Origin of the sequence: Acinetobacter sp. AHP123, from assembly GCF_023757925.1 — a bacterium.
In the GTDB taxonomy this organism is placed as follows: domain Bacteria; phylum Pseudomonadota; class Gammaproteobacteria; order Pseudomonadales; family Moraxellaceae; genus Acinetobacter; species Acinetobacter oleivorans.
The window spans coordinates 1402850-1418183 of the sequence record NZ_CP092454.1 but is presented as its reverse complement, the minus strand read 5'-3'; the positions used below and the strand labels follow the sequence as shown (position 1 = coordinate 1418183).

Sequence of the window (15334 nt, the reverse complement as noted above, 5' to 3'; positions counted from 1 at the left end):
CACATTAATTAAAATAGATTAAATAAATGAGTAATCAGAATGAATAAATATTTTGCTGAATTTCTAGGTACGTTTTGGCTAGTCTTTGGTGGTTGTGGTAGCGCAGTATTAGCCGCAGCTTTCCCTGAACTTGGTATTGGCTTTGCAGGTGTAGCCCTTGCCTTTGGTTTAACCGTACTGACAGGCGCCTATGCTCTAGGGCATATCTCAGGTGGACATTTTAATCCCGCGGTAAGTGTTGGCCTTTGGGTCGGCGGCCGCTTCGATGTTAAAGATTTAATTCCCTATATTGTTGCTCAAGTGGTCGGTGCGACTGCTGCTGCATTTGTTCTCTACATTATTGCTCAAGGCCAAGCGGGCTTTAGCGGTGTTGGTGGTTTTGCTTCAAATGGTTTCGGTGATTTATCACCAAACAAGTTTGGCTTAGGTTCAGCTTTCATTATTGAAGTCGTTCTTACAGCTTTCTTCTTAATCATTATTTTAGGTGCAACTGACCGCCGTGCACCTGCCGGCTTCGCTCCTATTGCCATTGGTTTAGGCTTAACGCTTATTCACTTAATCAGTATTCCAGTAACCAACACTTCGGTGAACCCTGCACGTAGTACAGGTGTTGCATTCTTTGCTGAAACTGCTGCTTTAAGTCAGTTGTGGTTGTTCTGGGTAGCGCCGATTTTAGGGGCTGTGATTGGGGCAATTATTTATAAGGTAGTTGCTGGGGAGAAGGATTAACTTTACCTAGATGTAATCTACTATCGCGGAAGGTGACATGGATGTCACCTGTTGAGCAGGGGTACACGGAAGTACCCTCTGATCAACAAAAGACTTTTGCTTACTTTTGGTCTTTCAAAAGTAAGCAAAAGTCTATACAAACTCAATAAGACCTAACGTGGTACTAAAGACTGTATGGCAGCATGTCTATGCTAAACATCACACATAGAATGCATAAATTATAAAAACGGATTATTAATTTCTTGTTCAGCTGGACGTTCAATTTTCTCAGGCAATTCTTCTTTTTCCAAAGTCGCAACCACTTCGTTTAAAAAGCTCTGTAAAGCCTTCGCTTGTTCTAATCCGACTTTGTCTTTGGTGATCTGCAAGTTGCCATAAATGCTGACGCAATCGACATCATTTTCTAATGTTAAATCTTCAATTGATGAAGACTCTGTACCCTTTTCAAATGGCTTAAACATAGGTCTTGTCTCGTTGTTATATCTTCACAGTTTAATACGACCAATTTAAAAAAAATCGATCAAAATTAAAAGAGCCGATAAAATTAAAAAAGTGCCCATCAAGATATTAAAATATTTCAAACGGTTGCCCTGATTCAGCACCACTGAAAATTTATCACCACAGAATCCCCAAAAGAACAAACACACATAGCAAGTAAAGAAATAAATAACGATAAAGATCGGCAACGACTGTGGGTTTTCAATACTTGTAAACATGGTAATACCCGATACACAAGCCAACCAAGCTTTAGGGTTCAGCCATTGTAATAAGAACCCATCTTTAAAATTGGGAATAATCATCTGTTCTATAGGAACACTGGAAATAGAAATATTTGCAGCAGAAAGAATAATTTTTATGCCGATATAACAGACAAATAGTGTTCCACAAATCGCAAGAATCTTTAATACAACAGGAAACTGAGTTAATAAACTCTGAAGCCCAAATGCCATAAAAATTAAAAGTAAAGTAAAACCAATCGTGGCGCCTGAAATGTAAGGAAGTGACCGTTTTAAACCATGATTTAAACTGGTCGATAAAATGACGGTATTTACTGGCCCGGGGGTAATAGACATTGCAAATGAAAAAAGAAACATCGAGGCAAACATTGTTATTGTCCTTATTAAAATAGAATCCATAGACAGATCTGTCTATGGATTCTATTTTAAACATTTCCGGTTTTGCAATAACAATCAAAAAAGCTGCTTATTTCATTATTTGCAAGAAATAGTTCACCAACGCTTCAACCAGTTGCTTCACAATCGCTTGGCGTGTTTCTTCGTCAATCGTTGGAACTTTTGCTTCCATTGCTTCTGATGAACCACTTTTTTGCTTTTTAAATTGGTCTTGTAACGCTTTAATTTGATCAGCGTTTAAGTCCTGCTCACATTGGCTCTCGCCATCCCAATGTAAATAGTCCAACTTCTGATTTGGCTTAACTTGACTCGCTGTTAAAGGTAAGCGATAGACATTACGCTTTTGCTGCTCAGTTAACTGCGGGAACAGGTTAACGCCTAAGCGTTCTTCAAGGTAGCAAACACTCACCACTTTCACTTGTAAAGAGTTATTGTTTGGTGCGTAGTAAGCCCCAATAGCGCCAGTTTTTGGCATATAGACCGCTTTATAAACTGCGGTAGGAACAATCACACCCTTCCCAATCGTTTTAAGGCGTTTACCCTCAAAAACAGGGCCTGTAACCACATAAACATCTTGTTTTTGCTTAGTCGCGATAGCACGCGTAGCTTCTTCAAGTTTACGCCAAACTTCCTGATTATTTTTAGGTGCTTGCGGCACCATATTACTTAACGAGAAGCTATCAGACTGTGAGCTTTTATTTGGCATATCACCATTCGGTGCCATATGACCACGGTCATAGCCTGAACCACGATAATCACTTAATAGTGCTCGATGCTTTTGATCGATACGGGTTTCTTCATGGAAGTTGTCTTCACGCTTAATTTTGACACTCAAACGTTCTACATTTAAATGCTCAGCCGACCATAACGGCGTTTTAGAAATGCCTGAATACAAAACATTAAAACCATTAAAGCACAGCGGATAACTGTCTTTTTTTAAGCTATCTTTATTTAAAGCAGGGGGAACTTCTCGATAGAACTGATTAAGGCAAGTCGAGTTAGTACTTAAAGGTGAAAACCACTGTGAAATCTTTTCACTACCAAATGCAATCGCAAAACTTCCAGCAGCAATACAAGCAAGAATAATCTTGCCAAAATGCTCACTTAGAGAGAATGAGTTTGTACCTTTACTACGTTTTTTACTTGCCATGTTTCTATCAATACCACTGTCCACACGCAGCTTAACAATCCTGCTTTTTTAAGTATATCTCTTATCTTTCAAATGGTTAAAACATGGTCATCTTTTTTGTAACTCCAATTCCCCTTACGTAACAATCTGTTGGAATTATGAGATGCTTTGGCTATTGAATTACGCCAATTGCGTATCTTTCGTTGAAAAACACTGATTGCTTATGACATGGTTAGCTCCACAAATTTGGATAAAAATATAATCGGAGTCCACTTAATGATCCATTCAAAGATTATTGGTATTGGCGTAATCACGGGATTATGTAGTATGGCCGCTTTGGCTGAGCCAGCAGTCCAGCCAGGAGATACTTTAGAAAGTTTGTCTAAAGTGAAAGTTACGACAACGGTAAATGGCCAACCTGGTTCTATTAGCGATTTAGTCAATAGCGGACAAGTACAGCAAGTTTCTGCTGCACCGACAAATGCAGCGCCTACAGGTGCTCCTATTCCAGCAGATGTTCCACCAGCACCTCCAGCAGGCGGTGAATTAGTTCCTCCAGCTGCACCAACTGATGCAGTACCACCTGCACCAAACCAAGCGCCTCCAGCGCCACAAGATCCGAACACTCCACCGCCTCCGGCAGATCCAACTCAGTCGGCAGACCCGATGGCAAAAGATGGTGGTTTACCAGCAGATGCACCTATGCAAGCTCAGTAATCAGAGCCATAAAAAAACCAAGACATCTGTCTTGGTTTTTTTATTACATCAAATCTTTAGATTTCGATTTGGCTACCTAACTCAACTACACGGTTAGTTGGAATTTGGTAGAAGTCACTCACTGGACTGGTGTTACGCTGCATAGAGATAAATAGTTTTTCTCTCCATGGAGACATACCATCACCCACCGAATGAACAATACGATCGCGCGAAATAAAGAAGCTGATGTGCATCAAGTCATATTCAAGACCTAACTGCTCATAAGCTTGCATAAGCGCTTTTGGTACATTCATTTCATCTTTAAACCCGTAGAATATTTTAATACGGAAGAAATGTTCAGCTAGGGTTTCTGTTGAAATACGTTCTTCTGGTGCAACAAATGGTACATCTTCAATAACTACCGTTACCAAGATATTGCGTTGATGCAGCACTTTATTATGCTTGATGTTATGCAGCATGGCATGCGGCACAACGTTTGGCGTACCCGTCATAAAGACAGCATCACCTGGCACCCAGTGCACACTATTACCAATACTTTTCACAAACAAATCTAGCGATAAAGTATCGTGTTCGAGCTTGGCAAAAGTAAGCTCACGACCACGTTTCCATGTCATTAAGATCGTCACTGCAATCGCACCAATTAATAATGGTACCCAACCGCCCGACAAGATTTTAAGTGAAGTTGCTGCGACTAAAACCGACTCTAAAATAAAGAATGGAATAATCAGGAGTAGCACTTTTGGCATGCTCCACTTCCAAGCTGAATAGATGAACACAGCAACCAAAATCGTGTCACACAGCATAGTCAAAGTTACAGCGAGACCGTACGCACTTGCCAAGTTTGAGCTGGTTTTGAAAATCAAGATTAAGATAATAATTGCGATTAAAAGTAACCAGTTTAAGAAAGGAACATAGATCTGACCTTCTTCAGACTCAGAGGTATGTTTAATACTTAAACGTGGTAAATAACCCAATTGAATCGCTTGGCGAGCAAGTGAAAACACCCCAGAAATTACGGCTTGAGAAGCAATCACGGTTGCCATGGTCGCCATAATAATCATTGGGTAAAGTGCCCACTGCGGTACCAACAAATAGAATGGGTTTTGAATCGCCGCTGGGTCTCTTAATAGTAAGGCACCTTGTCCTGCGTAGTTTAAAACCAAGCACGGCAACACCACAAAGAACCATGCCAGACGAATTGGAACTGGTCCAAAATGTCCCATATCGGCATAAAGTGCTTCACCACCAGTGACTGTTAAAACGACAGCACCCATAACAAAAAAAGTCATTACGGGGTGGTGATAGATAAACTGAATCGCCCAATGTGGACTAAACATACCCAACACCACAGGAGTCTGAATGACGCTGTGAAGGCCTAATAATCCTAACGATAAGAACCACACCATCGTGATCGGGCCAAAAAACTTACCGACAAAGGCCGTACCATGTTTTTGTACCAAAAATAACGCGATGATAATGGTGATCGCGATTGGCATGATGAAAGGGTCAAACACATTGGTTGCAATAGACAAACCTTCGACTGCCGACAGTACCGAAATGGCTGGGGTAATAATACCGTCACCAAAAAATAGCGATGCACCAATAAAACCAATGGCAATCATGTAGATTTTTTTGTTGTCGGCAATTTTGGCTTTACGCAAGTTCAATGCGAGTAAGGCCATGATTCCGCCTTCGCCATTGTTGTCTGCACGCATGACAATGGCGACATACTTGATGCTGATGATCAGCATTAAGCACCAAAAAATAATGGATAAAATTCCTAATACGTTTTCAGGCTGAATTCCCAACCCATGCGCTGCATGGAAGGACTCTTTTAAGGCGTAGAGTGGACTTGTTCCAATATCTCCAAAGACCACCCCAAGAGCTGCCAAAGCCGTGGCAGGCAAGGTTGCTTTTTTGGCCGTATTTTGCATTGTGTAATTAAACCAATATGATTTTTATCGCAATCTTATCACCTCTATTATTTTTTTTCTGTAATGCTCATCTTAAATCTTGGCAGGACTCGTTTTTTTAGTTACTATCGCACGCCTTGGTGAGGTGTCCGAGTGGCTTAAGGAGCACGCCTGGAAAGTGTGTATACGTTTGCGCGTATCGAGGGTTCGAATCCCTCTCTCACCGCCAGAATTGAAATTTAAAGAGGCTTAAACCTAATGGGTTTAAGCTTTTTTATTAGCCAAATATTAAAAAACCACCTCGAAAAGACCGATAATTTTCTGATCTTATTTAAGCCATAGATTAAATCAAACATTTTAATTGAATGAAAAATCTCACTTCTTTATCTAAAAAAGCAATTAACTTACATAACAATTTAAACTTACCTTTTTCAATTTATTCAGCCTATAAAGAACAGAAAATTAGAAATGTTCCGATTACGAAACCGTTACTCATCGCTATTTTAAGTGGCGTTAAAGAGTTAGGGAGAACTGAAAATATTGTATGTGAAGCGGGTTCTTTTATATTTCTATCAAATAGTGCCAGCATTGATATGCACAACATTCCAAATCAAGAAGAATATTTTGCGCTCCTCATCGAATTCGATTTTGATGACTTTAAAGACCTCAAGCTGCGTGGTCGACAAACAAAACTTATTTGTTACCACGCCTGCCTATATGGATGACCAAGCTGGCTTAAAGGATGTCTTTTTAGGAATTACAAGTTTAGTTACTGCCATGACAACTTTGACAAATTAAGATATTTGATTAGGGATAGAAATTGCTATCCCTTTATTTGGTTGCGTTCTTTAATAGATCCTAGGCAATACCTACTAGTGATGGGCCTTTACAGTGACAGAGAAAACTAACTGAATACTTTCCCCCCTTCAATTCTAAAAACTATTGGTCTTTGTTTTATTAATGTTAAGGATGATAAGGTTACATTTTACGATATGGGTAACTACTACGAGATCTGGCAGAAAGATCGTAATTCGGGGCGCCCACTAACAGTAGAAGGCGATATCTTACGATTCGTATCTGGAGCCACGCCTGCGAAGTGGAATATCCAAGATGGAACTTGGGACTAATGTAATCTGAACATCTGATACAACTCACACTCTTAATATGTATTAGCTCAGATTTGACCTGACACAGCTATGGCACAGATCTAAACCTAATCTGACAGGCAGCTCCGTGCCATAAGCGGACGCAATTACCCTCATCGGCTCTGCGATAATTATGATTCTGGAAGAACAGAATGCATCCTCTGCCACGTCAGAATTAATCGCGTATTGATAAAATAGATAGCTTTTTTTCGAAATGTTTTTCCATATTTGTTATATGGCGAAAGGGAATTTATATGTCATAAATGCACTACAGGAATATTAAAGGAAATGATCTTATGTCACTTTATGACCTTAGGATCGAAGCGCAGGCGTTACCGCAGGCTTGGCACTCTCAAGTATTAGGCCACATAGGGGACACAAATCTCAAAGTTCTGCGAATGGATGAACGCTCAATAATTGAAGAGATACATGAGTATGACGAGGGGTTACTGGTCATTGACGGATGTCTGGAACTGCGTGTTGGAGGTAAAAAAATTTCTTTAACCTCTGGTCAGCTTTATGTAGCCAAAGCCGGAGTTCCTCATACCGTGGAAATTGGCAGCTTTGGCACACTGGTAATCATCGACTTACCAGAAACATAAACTGTTTTTTGCTCTCAGAAGCGCATACCATGAATCAATTCAAAGTGTAGTTAGCAGGGGGGGGATGACTATATTTTGCTCAAAGCAGACTGTCAGATTCGATTGTGTGCTGCCAGTGAAAACCGTCAGATCAAGTCTGAGCTAATATACTTAATACGACCCGGTGACATTAGTCTCACCGGGTTTTACTAGATAATTGAGCCCCTATCACAATATATTTAAGCCTTTATCCCTTTATTTGATTGCGTTCTTTGTATAAATCTAATCAACGATAAGTAACTTTGCACCATGCAGGCTGAAAGACTGATGTGGCTCGGAATTATCTCCGACTTGATAACTCATGCCTGATGTTAAAGTAAATGTTCTTCCGTCTTTCAATCTACTTTCTAACTCGCCTTCTAGGCAAAATAATATGTGCCCTTTTTCGCACCAATGGTCTGCTAAATAGTTTGCTGAGTACTCGACAAGTCTCACTCTAATTTTATTTGCTTCTTCACCAAAAAATTGAGTTTTCCAATAAGCTTTTCCAGTTTCACCGCTATATTCAGTGACTTCAATTTCTTCCCAGTTTGTAATTTGAAATGGAAAAGGCGCGATATTCATAATTTTTCCAAAAACGTATTATTGTATTTTTCAACTTATAGACAAATTTGATTTTTGCAAAGGATTTAAAAATATTATTTCTTAAGGCCCGCTGCCTAACTCAGTAACGAGCCAATGAGACTTCGGATCCTTTTTTACAACAGTTACAAATACAATATAGGTTCCCGCAGGGTTACCAGCAAGATCCGCATGTACTGTTTTTATCTTTATGGCGAGTGAAATCATTTTATAAAATTGTTGATAGTAATCAGGTCTATTTGTTGGTGAGTCGTAACTAATTTTTAAGACTTTTAGAACTTTTGAGTCCTTATAAACCTTAGCTGTTTCGGTACTTCGAATATTTAACTCCTCACCTGACCAAACATATTTATATGCTGTAGCTGAATCTCCACTAGAAAGTGAATTTAAAAAGGAAATAGCAACACGACTCGCTTGTTCTTTTTCAAAGTTAGCCTTTTTCTCGTATGATTTAAAGGCTACAAATAAACATAATCCAGCAAGAAGTAGTCCGGTAGTTATAAAGATTCTAGACTTTAGCATTTGGCTTCCTTTCTAATTTTTAAAATGCCGTGTTAAGAAATAGTCTGATCAAAATTAATTTACAGAAAAGCCTAAATCATTTTGATTTAGGCTTTTTTATTTTAAATAAAAATTAAAACGTTAGTTAGTACCTAGATGTTTTGAAACATCCTTAGTGACTTGTACAGCAATATCATCCCATGCTTTATCTAACAAACCTGTTTGAGATGAGCCGCCCATTTTTGGATCTTTTAGCTTAGAGTTAAATGTATTTGTCCATTTCTGCCCTTTATATTCAAAGGTAGCAACTAGAGTTACATCCGCTACGTCTATGGCTGGTGCCCTATTTAAAATACCAGCAGTGTATTCAAAGCCAGATCTGGCTTTTTCGACCGTAATCGTTAATGGACTTCCATTTGATGATAGTTTTGCTATCTGAGCAATCGCTTCTTCTATACGACTCGATAGAGCTACACCAGTAGGAATACGTGTTCTAGTACCGCCTCCTACAAAACCATCCGAACCTTGAATATCAATACGTTGAGGGAAAGTCTCAGGATTCCATTTGATATACACATTATCTTGCACTTTCGGAAGAGCAGATAGTTCTGAAATAGACGTGTAGTTTAGACGATTGTTATAAGGTAAATTAACTGCACACCCTGTTAATGTAGTTACCAATATTAATGCACTTAAACTGAGTAGTTTTTTCATACTTTGAATCTCATGTACTTTTAAAAATAAAATTTAGACTTCTCTAATCAACCTTAATCCAAAATGAATACTTCCAATGATTCTACATAAGGCAAAATAAGATATTCATGATTAGATAAATGCTGTTCTAGCTGGTTATGCGTTATTTGATTGAATTGATAAAAGTTGCTCAACTCATTAAGCAATTGAGGAGTTTTATTTGCATCAAATTTTGGTGTTTTAATGAAGAATAATAAGCTTGCCCCTAAGCCAACATACTCTAAATCATAGTTTTGATCTAAATGCTGAATTAGGCTAAAAGATTCAAACGGATTCAAATCACAACTAAAGTATCCATTGAGGCATGCTGCAAATTTTTGAGTTTCAGTTACACTGTTTACTAGTTTTACTTGAATAACCTCATCTAAAATTTCTTCGGGTTCAGCATTGATCTGTAACAGAGTCGCTTGATCTTCATCGCTATACTGAAGTTTTTTAGGCAAGTTATTAAAGTCTATATAATTTTCTGGCTTTAATAATTGTTCAATGTGGTATTGAAGTTCTAAGGGTCGAGTATTATCCCAACTTGCTTCACTGTCATCTTCAACGAGTTCTGAAGTATCAAAGTAAAGCCCATCTCCCATTGAAGCATGCATAGAAGTATATTGGCATTGTCCAATATCTTCTAAAAGTAATAATACTTTTTTTGGAAAGTTGTTCTGCTTAATTTCTGAATATAAGTTAACAACATCCTTCCATAAGTCTATTTCATTGATTGTTGCGTAGCATATTAACTCATGAGCATCATTAGTTATAAGGAGATTTTCTTTTTCTTTAATATCAAGAATAGTCATAAATTTTTAAATTTAATCTATATTTAGCGGACATTTATATCATAAATAAATTGTATATTTAACTTAAAACCTTAATGTAATTTTTTTAAAAATCTTCGATATAAGAAGCCCAAACTCACTCGCTTAGGCCTCCCCCTTTTTTAACTTACTCAGACAACGCTAATAACTTCTGAACATACTGAACCGCATTATTCTCTATGTCTTGGTGAGTCGGAACATCGTCGTCTTCTGAAGGGTTTGTGTCTAAACCATAAAATGCATGAAGTGGTTGATAGTCCGCCCCAACATATAAAGCCGTTAGCTTAAATGGAGTAAAAATCTGCTCTAAAGAAAGCTTGTATTCACCAGACTCTGAATAAACTTTTTCTTTCACACCAGCAGACAAAGCTAACATAAACTTTTTATTTTTAAGCTTGTCACCTGTTGAGCCGTAAGCCCAACCATAAGTCACAACTTCATCAATCCATTGTTTCAAAAGCGGTGGGCAGTTAAACCAATACACTGGAAATTGAAATACTAAATTTTCGTGTTCTTCTACCAATGCTTGTTCTTTAGCAACATCAATCACCCCGTCTGGGTAGGCCTGATAAATTTGGTGAACCGTAAATTGGTCTGGGTATTTTTCTAGTTCCTCTACCCATCTTTTATTTACGACAGATTGGTCTATGTGAGGATGAGTAACAATGACTAATGTCTTTTTCATTATGAAAACACTCTTATCGAAAAGTTGATAAATCGATTATAGAAGTGTACTTTCCTAAATATAAGTACGGTAATTTGTGTTATATACTATACTAAAAGATAGTGTTGATTTTAAAAATGACTGAATGCGTTCCATCACATACGCCATTAGAAGAAACGGGATTTGGCTACACTCTTTCTTTGATTAATGGCAAATATAAAATGATTATTATGTATTGGCTGTATGAAAAAAATGTCATGCGTTTTAATGAGATGCAACGGTGTATTGGCAATATTTCTTTTAGAACACTCAGCAATACACTTAAAGAGTTAGAAAGAGACGAGCTTATTATTCGCAAGGAATATCCTCAAATTCCGCCAAAGGTTGAATATCGCCTTTCAGAAAGAGGACAGTCTTTGATTCCTTTATTAGATATGATGTGCGATTGGGGCGAGCGCAATAAATCGTCTTAGTTTTATAGACTTGAAGTGATACTAAATATGAGAAATGAATTAAGAGAAATTTTTATTAAGGGATGCGACGATAAAATTGAAAAGAAGGGAGACAATGTCGGTCTGTCTTTTTATGCTTTTTTTAAAAATAAGAATGATAACCCTGAGTTACTGATGGAAGCAGCGCATTGGTGGATTATGGAGCATAAGCTAGATCACTTTGAGAAAGCTGTGAAGATTAAAGAGTTGGTTTTGAGTGAGCGTTAGAATGTAAGAGGTTAACTTTTATAAAAAGAAAATTCTTTAATTAAATATAATTTATGAATAGAGTAGAAATAATAATTCATCTTATTTTTATAGCAATTTACTTAAAAATCAGTTGATTAATTAAAAACAGTTTGAAATATTATTTCAATATATCTTATCCTTTTGGTTCAAAAATAATATAATTTGTATGTCTCTAAGGAATTAATAAAAAATTATGTCTAACTTTGACTTCATCGCGGGTTCTTTAGCTATAACAGCAAACTCTAGTCCATTTACAGTAGAAATCTCAAAAAAAATTAAAGAATTATTAGATTCAAGTAATGGCTATTTCGCATATAAATTTGCTTCTATTAGCCAAAATAAACAGCAAGATGTACCATCTTTCCTTATTGTTACTCAGGAATATGGGATATTAATTGTCGATGTCGTTGAGAAGAAAATTGATAAGACAATTGAACTAGATGAAAATGAATACTGGCAATCTGGAGATAACTATTTAATTTCAAGAGAAATCATAACACTTGATTATGAAGATGCCGTAAGAGCACGTCTACGAAATAAAGCCACTTTATACAACCGTAAAACTAAAAAGTTTAATGTAGAGGTACAATCAATTATTGTATTTTGTGAGAATACAAATTTTGAAAATTTTTTAGACGAAGAATTAAATATAAATGGTTTAAATTTTTCTAATTTTGATCAATACATAATTGATTATTATAAAAATACAGAGAAAGAAAAACTTTCAGAAGAAATATTTGATCAAGTTTGCTCTCAAATAGAAGGTACCTTTATATTTGAGAAAAAATTAGATTTAAAAAATCTAATTGAAAATCCGCCCTTAAAAACCATGAATGACTTTATTCAACAATCTTTGAATGTGACATTTAGTCAAGATCGTATCCAACGGCAAGTATCAATGCAATTACCTGATGGTGTTCAAAGGATTAGGGGGCTTGCTGGAACAGGTAAAACTATTGTACTTTGTCTTAAAGCTGCCCTTACCCATGCTTTACCAGAAAATTTCAAGATACTTTATTTATTTAATACTCAAAGTTTATATAAAACAATCCAAAACACTATTACAACTTATTACGGTCATGAAACAGGCAAAGTACCTGATTTCGAAAAACTACATATTTTTCATGCTTGGGGTGGAGTAAATAAAGCTGGTTTATATTCTGAATTATGTAAAGAATTAGGAATTAAACCTCTAAACTATACTCATTTGAAAGGAAGTATTGACCCACTAAAAAGTCTTTACGCTGATTTATTAAGTAAGGCTGGGGATAGAATTGAACCGAGATATGATTTAGTTTTAATAGATGAAGCTCAAGATTTTGCTCCTGAAATTTTTGAAGTTGTCTATAAGTTAACCAAGGGTCATAAAGAAAAAAAACGTATCATTTGGGCGTATGATGAATTTCAATCTCTACGTGATACAGTGATGAGAGAACCTGAGCAGTTATTTGGGAAAGACCATAATAATCAGCCCAATATTCCAAACTCGAGCCTTCAGGGTACTTATGAAGGAGGCATTAAAAAAGATTTTATCTTACCGAACTGCTATAGAACTCCACGTCCAGTATTGATGACAGCACATGGTATAGCTATGGGGTTATATGCAGCTCGTAAAACTCATATGTTTTATGAACGGGCGCCTTGGGAAGCTATTGGTTATAGTGTAAAAGAACCTATTACAGAAACTATTGAAGAAAATGATAAAGTTATTTTAGAAAGACCTGATTCAAATAGTTTAAATCGTCTCGAAAGATTACTTATTGAAAACAAAAGAACTATTACTGAATTGATACATGTAGAAGAATGCTCAGAATATATGTATCAAATGGAATATATTGCTAAAGAATGCTCTCGATTAATATACGAAGAAGAAGTATCTCCAGAACAAATTATTATCATTAATTTATCAAAAGGTAATAATAAAGATGAGATGTTATCAATTGCTAGCCATCTAACATCTAAAGGACTATCTTCCGTAATTCCAGGTTATATAGAAAGTGCTGATATTTTCCAACCAACAGGACAGATTACAATTACTACTCCTTTTAGAGCGAAAGGAAATGAGTCAAATATAGTATTTCTGATAAATGCGCATCTTGTAGCAAGTGATCATACCCCAAAAACTAGGAACTCTTTCTTTGTCTCATTAACACGTTCTCGTGGCTGGTGTTATGTTGTAGGTATAGGAGAAGGTATAAAAAAATTAAATAATGAAATAAAACAATTGCTTATACATTTTCCGATGTTTGAATTTATTGCTCCAAATAAGAGTGAAGTTACAGGAAAGCTAGATTATTTAACTACATCAGATAATGAGATTAAAAGTATCAATGAAGCTCTTAACTTAATTAAAAAGAACCCAGATCTATTAAAGCTTTTAGATCCAGAGGTTTTAGCAGCAGCTATGTCAGACCAAAAGGATGGTAACTAATGGATAGTATCTCTATTAGTGTTATAGAAAGATCTCTGAGCGATATAGTTATAGGATTAGAGAAACATATTATAGGTAATAACATTTGCAGAAAAGATAATCAAATAACTTGGAACAATTATCAATCTGGAATTATCAAAAAAACTTACTATCCTTTCGAATATCAAAAAATTATTGATGAAAAACAATATTCAATACTCTTAAGTGATCTATCTGCAATTCAATTCTTTTATGACTTCAATAATGATTCAAAATTAATCAGCGCTAGACTAGCTATTTATCCTAATCCTGAGTTAACAATACCTGTTACAGGAATTAATGAGTTTGAAAGTCTATCCTTTCGAGATGAGGTTTATGATCATATATATTCTATTATGGATATAATGAGTGAATTAAATGAATATGATTGTTTGTTTCCTACTAATACGAGTCATTTACGATTTGATTACGATTCAAAAGCTGAGTCACACTCAAAAAGTCATTTTCAAGTAAGCAGTATTAATAATCTTAGAATAGATACTAATTTTATTTTTCTACCTAAAGTATTTCTTTTCTTTTGTAGGAATCTTTTTAAAAATGATATTTTCTCTTTCTTGAATTTAGAAAATGAAGAGGCTCATTTTACAAGTTTTGATGATTTGAAAAGAAGCTTCTGGCACATGCATTATCAAAAAAATTTAAGAATTCAATGAACTAGTCTTTAATTTTTTTTAATTATTTATAAAAAAGCCCAACTCCCGTCGGGCCTCCCCCATCAAACCCGCTTTAAAAAATACTCAAGCAAAGCATCTCTTTCCCTTTCTTCATCTGAACTTAATAAGCCCAAAATCGCGCCATCAATCATAAATACAAATATCTCCGCTTCTGCATAGGAAGCCATTTTTTTAGTTTCCGTCAGCAGGCAGAAAATTTCATTTTTAAGCCAGCGTCTATAGCGAATCGCGGTTTGATAGGCATTTGGATAAATCGTTTTAATTTCAAAAATTGCTTTAAACAGTAAATAGTAGGCGCTATTTAAGTCGGCATGTAAAAGGTAAATCTGCCTGAGTTTATGCACCAAAGTTGAATATTTAGAAGTTTCTATAACTCCCCTCACTTTCTCTTTTAACAGGTCTTTTTGGAAAGTTAGACACAGGGCAATAAACTTTTCTTTAGATTGAAAGTAGTTGTAAAAGGTCGCCTTTGGAATTTTGGCTTCCTCAATAATTCGATCTATCCCGATGTAAAACCCATTTTGTTTAAATAAATGTGTTGTCGTATGGAGCACTCGCAGTGCTCTAAATGAAGATTGTAAATTTTTCATGTATACCGTTTAAAATAATTTTTTGTTGTAAATAAAAGAGATAGAAATGCCGTCACTCTTAAATTGAGCGCTAAAAACAGGCATGCAAAAACCGCACAAAAATGGTGTGCTTGCCTATCTCAGGTTTTATTGTTGCTATGA

General features: G+C 36.1%; 17 protein-coding genes, 1 tRNA gene and 2 pseudogenes. 10 read left to right on the top strand and 10 right to left on the bottom strand.

What is annotated here, in order from left to right; translation table 11 throughout:
• The first annotated feature begins 39 nt into the window (after positions 1 to 39).
• Complete coding sequence (gene aqpZ / locus MJX77_RS06730) at positions 40 to 729, top strand: aquaporin Z (RefSeq protein WP_005300839.1); 690 nt, start codon at positions 40 to 42, stop codon at positions 727 to 729.
• A 218-nt stretch (positions 730 to 947) separates the two neighbouring features.
• Here the strand turns inward: aqpZ and MJX77_RS06725 are convergent, their stop codons facing one another.
• The 3 genes from MJX77_RS06725 to MJX77_RS06715 form a co-directional block, all read right to left on the bottom strand.
• On the bottom strand, positions 948 to 1190 hold the full coding sequence (locus tag MJX77_RS06725; RefSeq protein ID WP_252060981.1) for a hypothetical protein: 243 nt from the start codon (positions 1188 to 1190) through the stop codon (positions 948 to 950).
• Between the two features lie 45 nt (positions 1191 to 1235).
• Positions 1236 to 1835 (bottom strand): LysE family translocator, encoded by a 600-nt coding sequence (locus tag MJX77_RS06720; RefSeq protein WP_252060980.1) that lies wholly within the window; start codon positions 1833 to 1835, stop codon positions 1236 to 1238.
• Between the two features lie 97 nt (positions 1836 to 1932).
• A complete protein-coding gene (locus MJX77_RS06715; RefSeq protein ID WP_252060978.1) occupies positions 1933 to 3012 on the bottom strand; it encodes a DNA/RNA non-specific endonuclease in 1080 nt (359 codons plus the stop codon).
• Between the two features lie 255 nt (positions 3013 to 3267).
• Here MJX77_RS06715 and MJX77_RS06710 point away from each other — a divergent pair, with 255 nt between their 5' ends.
• Positions 3268 to 3708, top strand: coding sequence for a hypothetical protein (locus tag MJX77_RS06710; protein ID WP_252060977.1), 441 nt, complete (start codon positions 3268 to 3270; stop codon positions 3706 to 3708).
• Between the two features lie 56 nt (positions 3709 to 3764).
• Here the strand turns inward: MJX77_RS06710 and MJX77_RS06705 are convergent, their stop codons facing one another.
• The gene (locus tag MJX77_RS06705; protein WP_151766969.1) at positions 3765 to 5642 is read right to left on the bottom strand and encodes a potassium transporter Kup; all 1878 of its coding nucleotides are present in this window, start codon (positions 5640 to 5642) and stop codon (positions 3765 to 3767) included.
• A gap of 118 nt (positions 5643 to 5760) precedes the next feature.
• Between MJX77_RS06705 and MJX77_RS06700 the strand changes: the two genes are divergently transcribed.
• The 4 genes and pseudogenes from MJX77_RS06700 to MJX77_RS06685 all read left to right on the top strand — a co-directional run bounded on the left by MJX77_RS06700 (position 5761) and on the right by MJX77_RS06685 (position 7368).
• Positions 5761 to 5850 (top strand) — tRNA-Ser (locus MJX77_RS06700).
• Between the two features lie 136 nt (positions 5851 to 5986).
• Positions 5987 to 6289 (top strand): annotated as a pseudogene (locus MJX77_RS06695) (AraC family transcriptional regulator); the annotation flags it as partial.
• A pseudogene (locus tag MJX77_RS06690) lies at positions 6285 to 6419 on the top strand (isoprenoid biosynthesis glyoxalase ElbB); the annotation flags it as partial. The pseudogenes MJX77_RS06695 and MJX77_RS06690, both read left to right, overlap by 5 nt.
• Positions 6420 to 7062: 643 nt before the next feature.
• Positions 7063 to 7368, top strand: coding sequence for a cupin domain-containing protein (locus tag MJX77_RS06685; protein WP_252060976.1), 306 nt, complete (start codon positions 7063 to 7065; stop codon positions 7366 to 7368).
• 261 nt (positions 7369 to 7629) lie between these two features.
• Here MJX77_RS06685 and MJX77_RS06680 read toward each other — a convergent pair whose 3' ends face one another.
• The 5 genes from MJX77_RS06680 to MJX77_RS06660 all read right to left on the bottom strand — a co-directional run bounded on the left by MJX77_RS06680 (position 7630) and on the right by MJX77_RS06660 (position 10740).
• A complete protein-coding gene (locus tag MJX77_RS06680) occupies positions 7630 to 7971 on the bottom strand; it encodes a DHCW motif cupin fold protein (RefSeq protein ID WP_252060974.1) in 342 nt (113 codons plus the stop codon).
• Between the two features lie 81 nt (positions 7972 to 8052).
• Entirely contained in the window at positions 8053 to 8511 is a 459-nt protein-coding gene (locus tag MJX77_RS06675; RefSeq protein WP_252060972.1) for a hypothetical protein, read from the bottom strand.
• Positions 8512 to 8631: 120 nt separating this feature from the next.
• Positions 8632 to 9204, bottom strand: a complete 573-nt coding sequence (locus MJX77_RS06670; protein WP_252060970.1) for a hypothetical protein — start codon at positions 9202 to 9204, stop codon at positions 8632 to 8634.
• Positions 9205 to 9257: 53 nt separating this feature from the next.
• Positions 9258 to 10037, bottom strand: coding sequence for a hypothetical protein (locus tag MJX77_RS06665; RefSeq protein ID WP_252060969.1), 780 nt, complete (start codon positions 10035 to 10037; stop codon positions 9258 to 9260).
• Positions 10038 to 10182: 145 nt separating this feature from the next.
• Positions 10183 to 10740, bottom strand: a complete 558-nt coding sequence (locus MJX77_RS06660; RefSeq protein ID WP_252060966.1) for an NAD(P)H-dependent oxidoreductase — start codon at positions 10738 to 10740, stop codon at positions 10183 to 10185.
• Positions 10741 to 10856: 116 nt separating this feature from the next.
• Between MJX77_RS06660 and MJX77_RS06655 the strand changes: the two genes are divergently transcribed.
• The 4 genes from MJX77_RS06655 (at position 10857) to MJX77_RS06640 (ending at position 14582) form a co-directional block, all read left to right on the top strand.
• Complete coding sequence (locus MJX77_RS06655; RefSeq protein WP_005066976.1) at positions 10857 to 11192, top strand: winged helix-turn-helix transcriptional regulator; 336 nt, start codon at positions 10857 to 10859, stop codon at positions 11190 to 11192.
• 27 nt (positions 11193 to 11219) lie between these two features.
• Positions 11220 to 11438, top strand: a complete 219-nt coding sequence (locus MJX77_RS06650; protein WP_252060965.1) for a DUF6500 family protein — start codon at positions 11220 to 11222, stop codon at positions 11436 to 11438.
• Positions 11439 to 11652: 214 nt separating this feature from the next.
• Positions 11653 to 13890, top strand: coding sequence for a DEAD/DEAH box helicase (locus tag MJX77_RS06645; protein WP_252060964.1), 2238 nt, complete (start codon positions 11653 to 11655; stop codon positions 13888 to 13890).
• On the top strand, positions 13890 to 14582 hold the full coding sequence (locus tag MJX77_RS06640; protein ID WP_252060963.1) for a DUF2290 domain-containing protein: 693 nt from the start codon (positions 13890 to 13892) through the stop codon (positions 14580 to 14582). The genes MJX77_RS06645 and MJX77_RS06640 overlap by 1 nt, the downstream gene beginning before the upstream one ends.
• Before the next feature lie 62 nt (positions 14583 to 14644).
• Here the strand turns inward: MJX77_RS06640 and MJX77_RS06635 are convergent, their stop codons facing one another.
• Positions 14645 to 15193: a TetR/AcrR family transcriptional regulator gene (locus MJX77_RS06635; protein ID WP_252060962.1), complete on the bottom strand. Its 549-nt coding sequence runs from the start codon at positions 15191 to 15193 to the stop codon at positions 14645 to 14647.
• Positions 15194 to 15334: the final 141 nt, after the last annotated feature.

Excerpts from the sequence above, each read along its gene's own strand:
- aqpZ (WP_005300839.1), top strand. The coding sequence starts at position 40 with ATGAATAAATATTTTGCTGAATTTCTAGGTACGTTTTGGCTAGTCTTT.
- MJX77_RS06725 (WP_252060981.1), bottom strand. The coding sequence starts at position 1,190 with ATGTTTAAGCCATTTGAAAAGGGTACAGAGTCTTCATCAATTGAAGAT.
- MJX77_RS06720 (WP_252060980.1), bottom strand. The coding sequence starts at position 1,835 with ATGTTTGCCTCGATGTTTCTTTTTTCATTTGCAATGTCTATTACCCCC.
- MJX77_RS06715 (WP_252060978.1), bottom strand. The coding sequence starts at position 3,012 with ATGGCAAGTAAAAAACGTAGTAAAGGTACAAACTCATTCTCTCTAAGT.
- MJX77_RS06710 (WP_252060977.1), top strand. The coding sequence starts at position 3,268 with ATGATCCATTCAAAGATTATTGGTATTGGCGTAATCACGGGATTATGT.
- MJX77_RS06705 (WP_151766969.1), bottom strand. The coding sequence starts at position 5,642 with ATGCAAAATACGGCCAAAAAAGCAACCTTGCCTGCCACGGCTTTGGCA.
- MJX77_RS06685 (WP_252060976.1), top strand. The coding sequence starts at position 7,063 with ATGTCACTTTATGACCTTAGGATCGAAGCGCAGGCGTTACCGCAGGCT.
- MJX77_RS06680 (WP_252060974.1), bottom strand. The coding sequence starts at position 7,971 with ATGAATATCGCGCCTTTTCCATTTCAAATTACAAACTGGGAAGAAATT.
- MJX77_RS06675 (WP_252060972.1), bottom strand. The coding sequence starts at position 8,511 with ATGCTAAAGTCTAGAATCTTTATAACTACCGGACTACTTCTTGCTGGA.
- MJX77_RS06670 (WP_252060970.1), bottom strand. The coding sequence starts at position 9,204 with ATGAAAAAACTACTCAGTTTAAGTGCATTAATATTGGTAACTACATTA.
- MJX77_RS06665 (WP_252060969.1), bottom strand. The coding sequence starts at position 10,037 with ATGACTATTCTTGATATTAAAGAAAAAGAAAATCTCCTTATAACTAAT.
- MJX77_RS06660 (WP_252060966.1), bottom strand. The coding sequence starts at position 10,740 with ATGAAAAAGACATTAGTCATTGTTACTCATCCTCACATAGACCAATCT.
- MJX77_RS06655 (WP_005066976.1), top strand. The coding sequence starts at position 10,857 with ATGACTGAATGCGTTCCATCACATACGCCATTAGAAGAAACGGGATTT.
- MJX77_RS06650 (WP_252060965.1), top strand. The coding sequence starts at position 11,220 with ATGAGAAATGAATTAAGAGAAATTTTTATTAAGGGATGCGACGATAAA.
- MJX77_RS06645 (WP_252060964.1), top strand. The coding sequence starts at position 11,653 with ATGTCTAACTTTGACTTCATCGCGGGTTCTTTAGCTATAACAGCAAAC.
- MJX77_RS06640 (WP_252060963.1), top strand. The coding sequence starts at position 13,890 with ATGGATAGTATCTCTATTAGTGTTATAGAAAGATCTCTGAGCGATATA.
- MJX77_RS06635 (WP_252060962.1), bottom strand. The coding sequence starts at position 15,193 with ATGAAAAATTTACAATCTTCATTTAGAGCACTGCGAGTGCTCCATACG.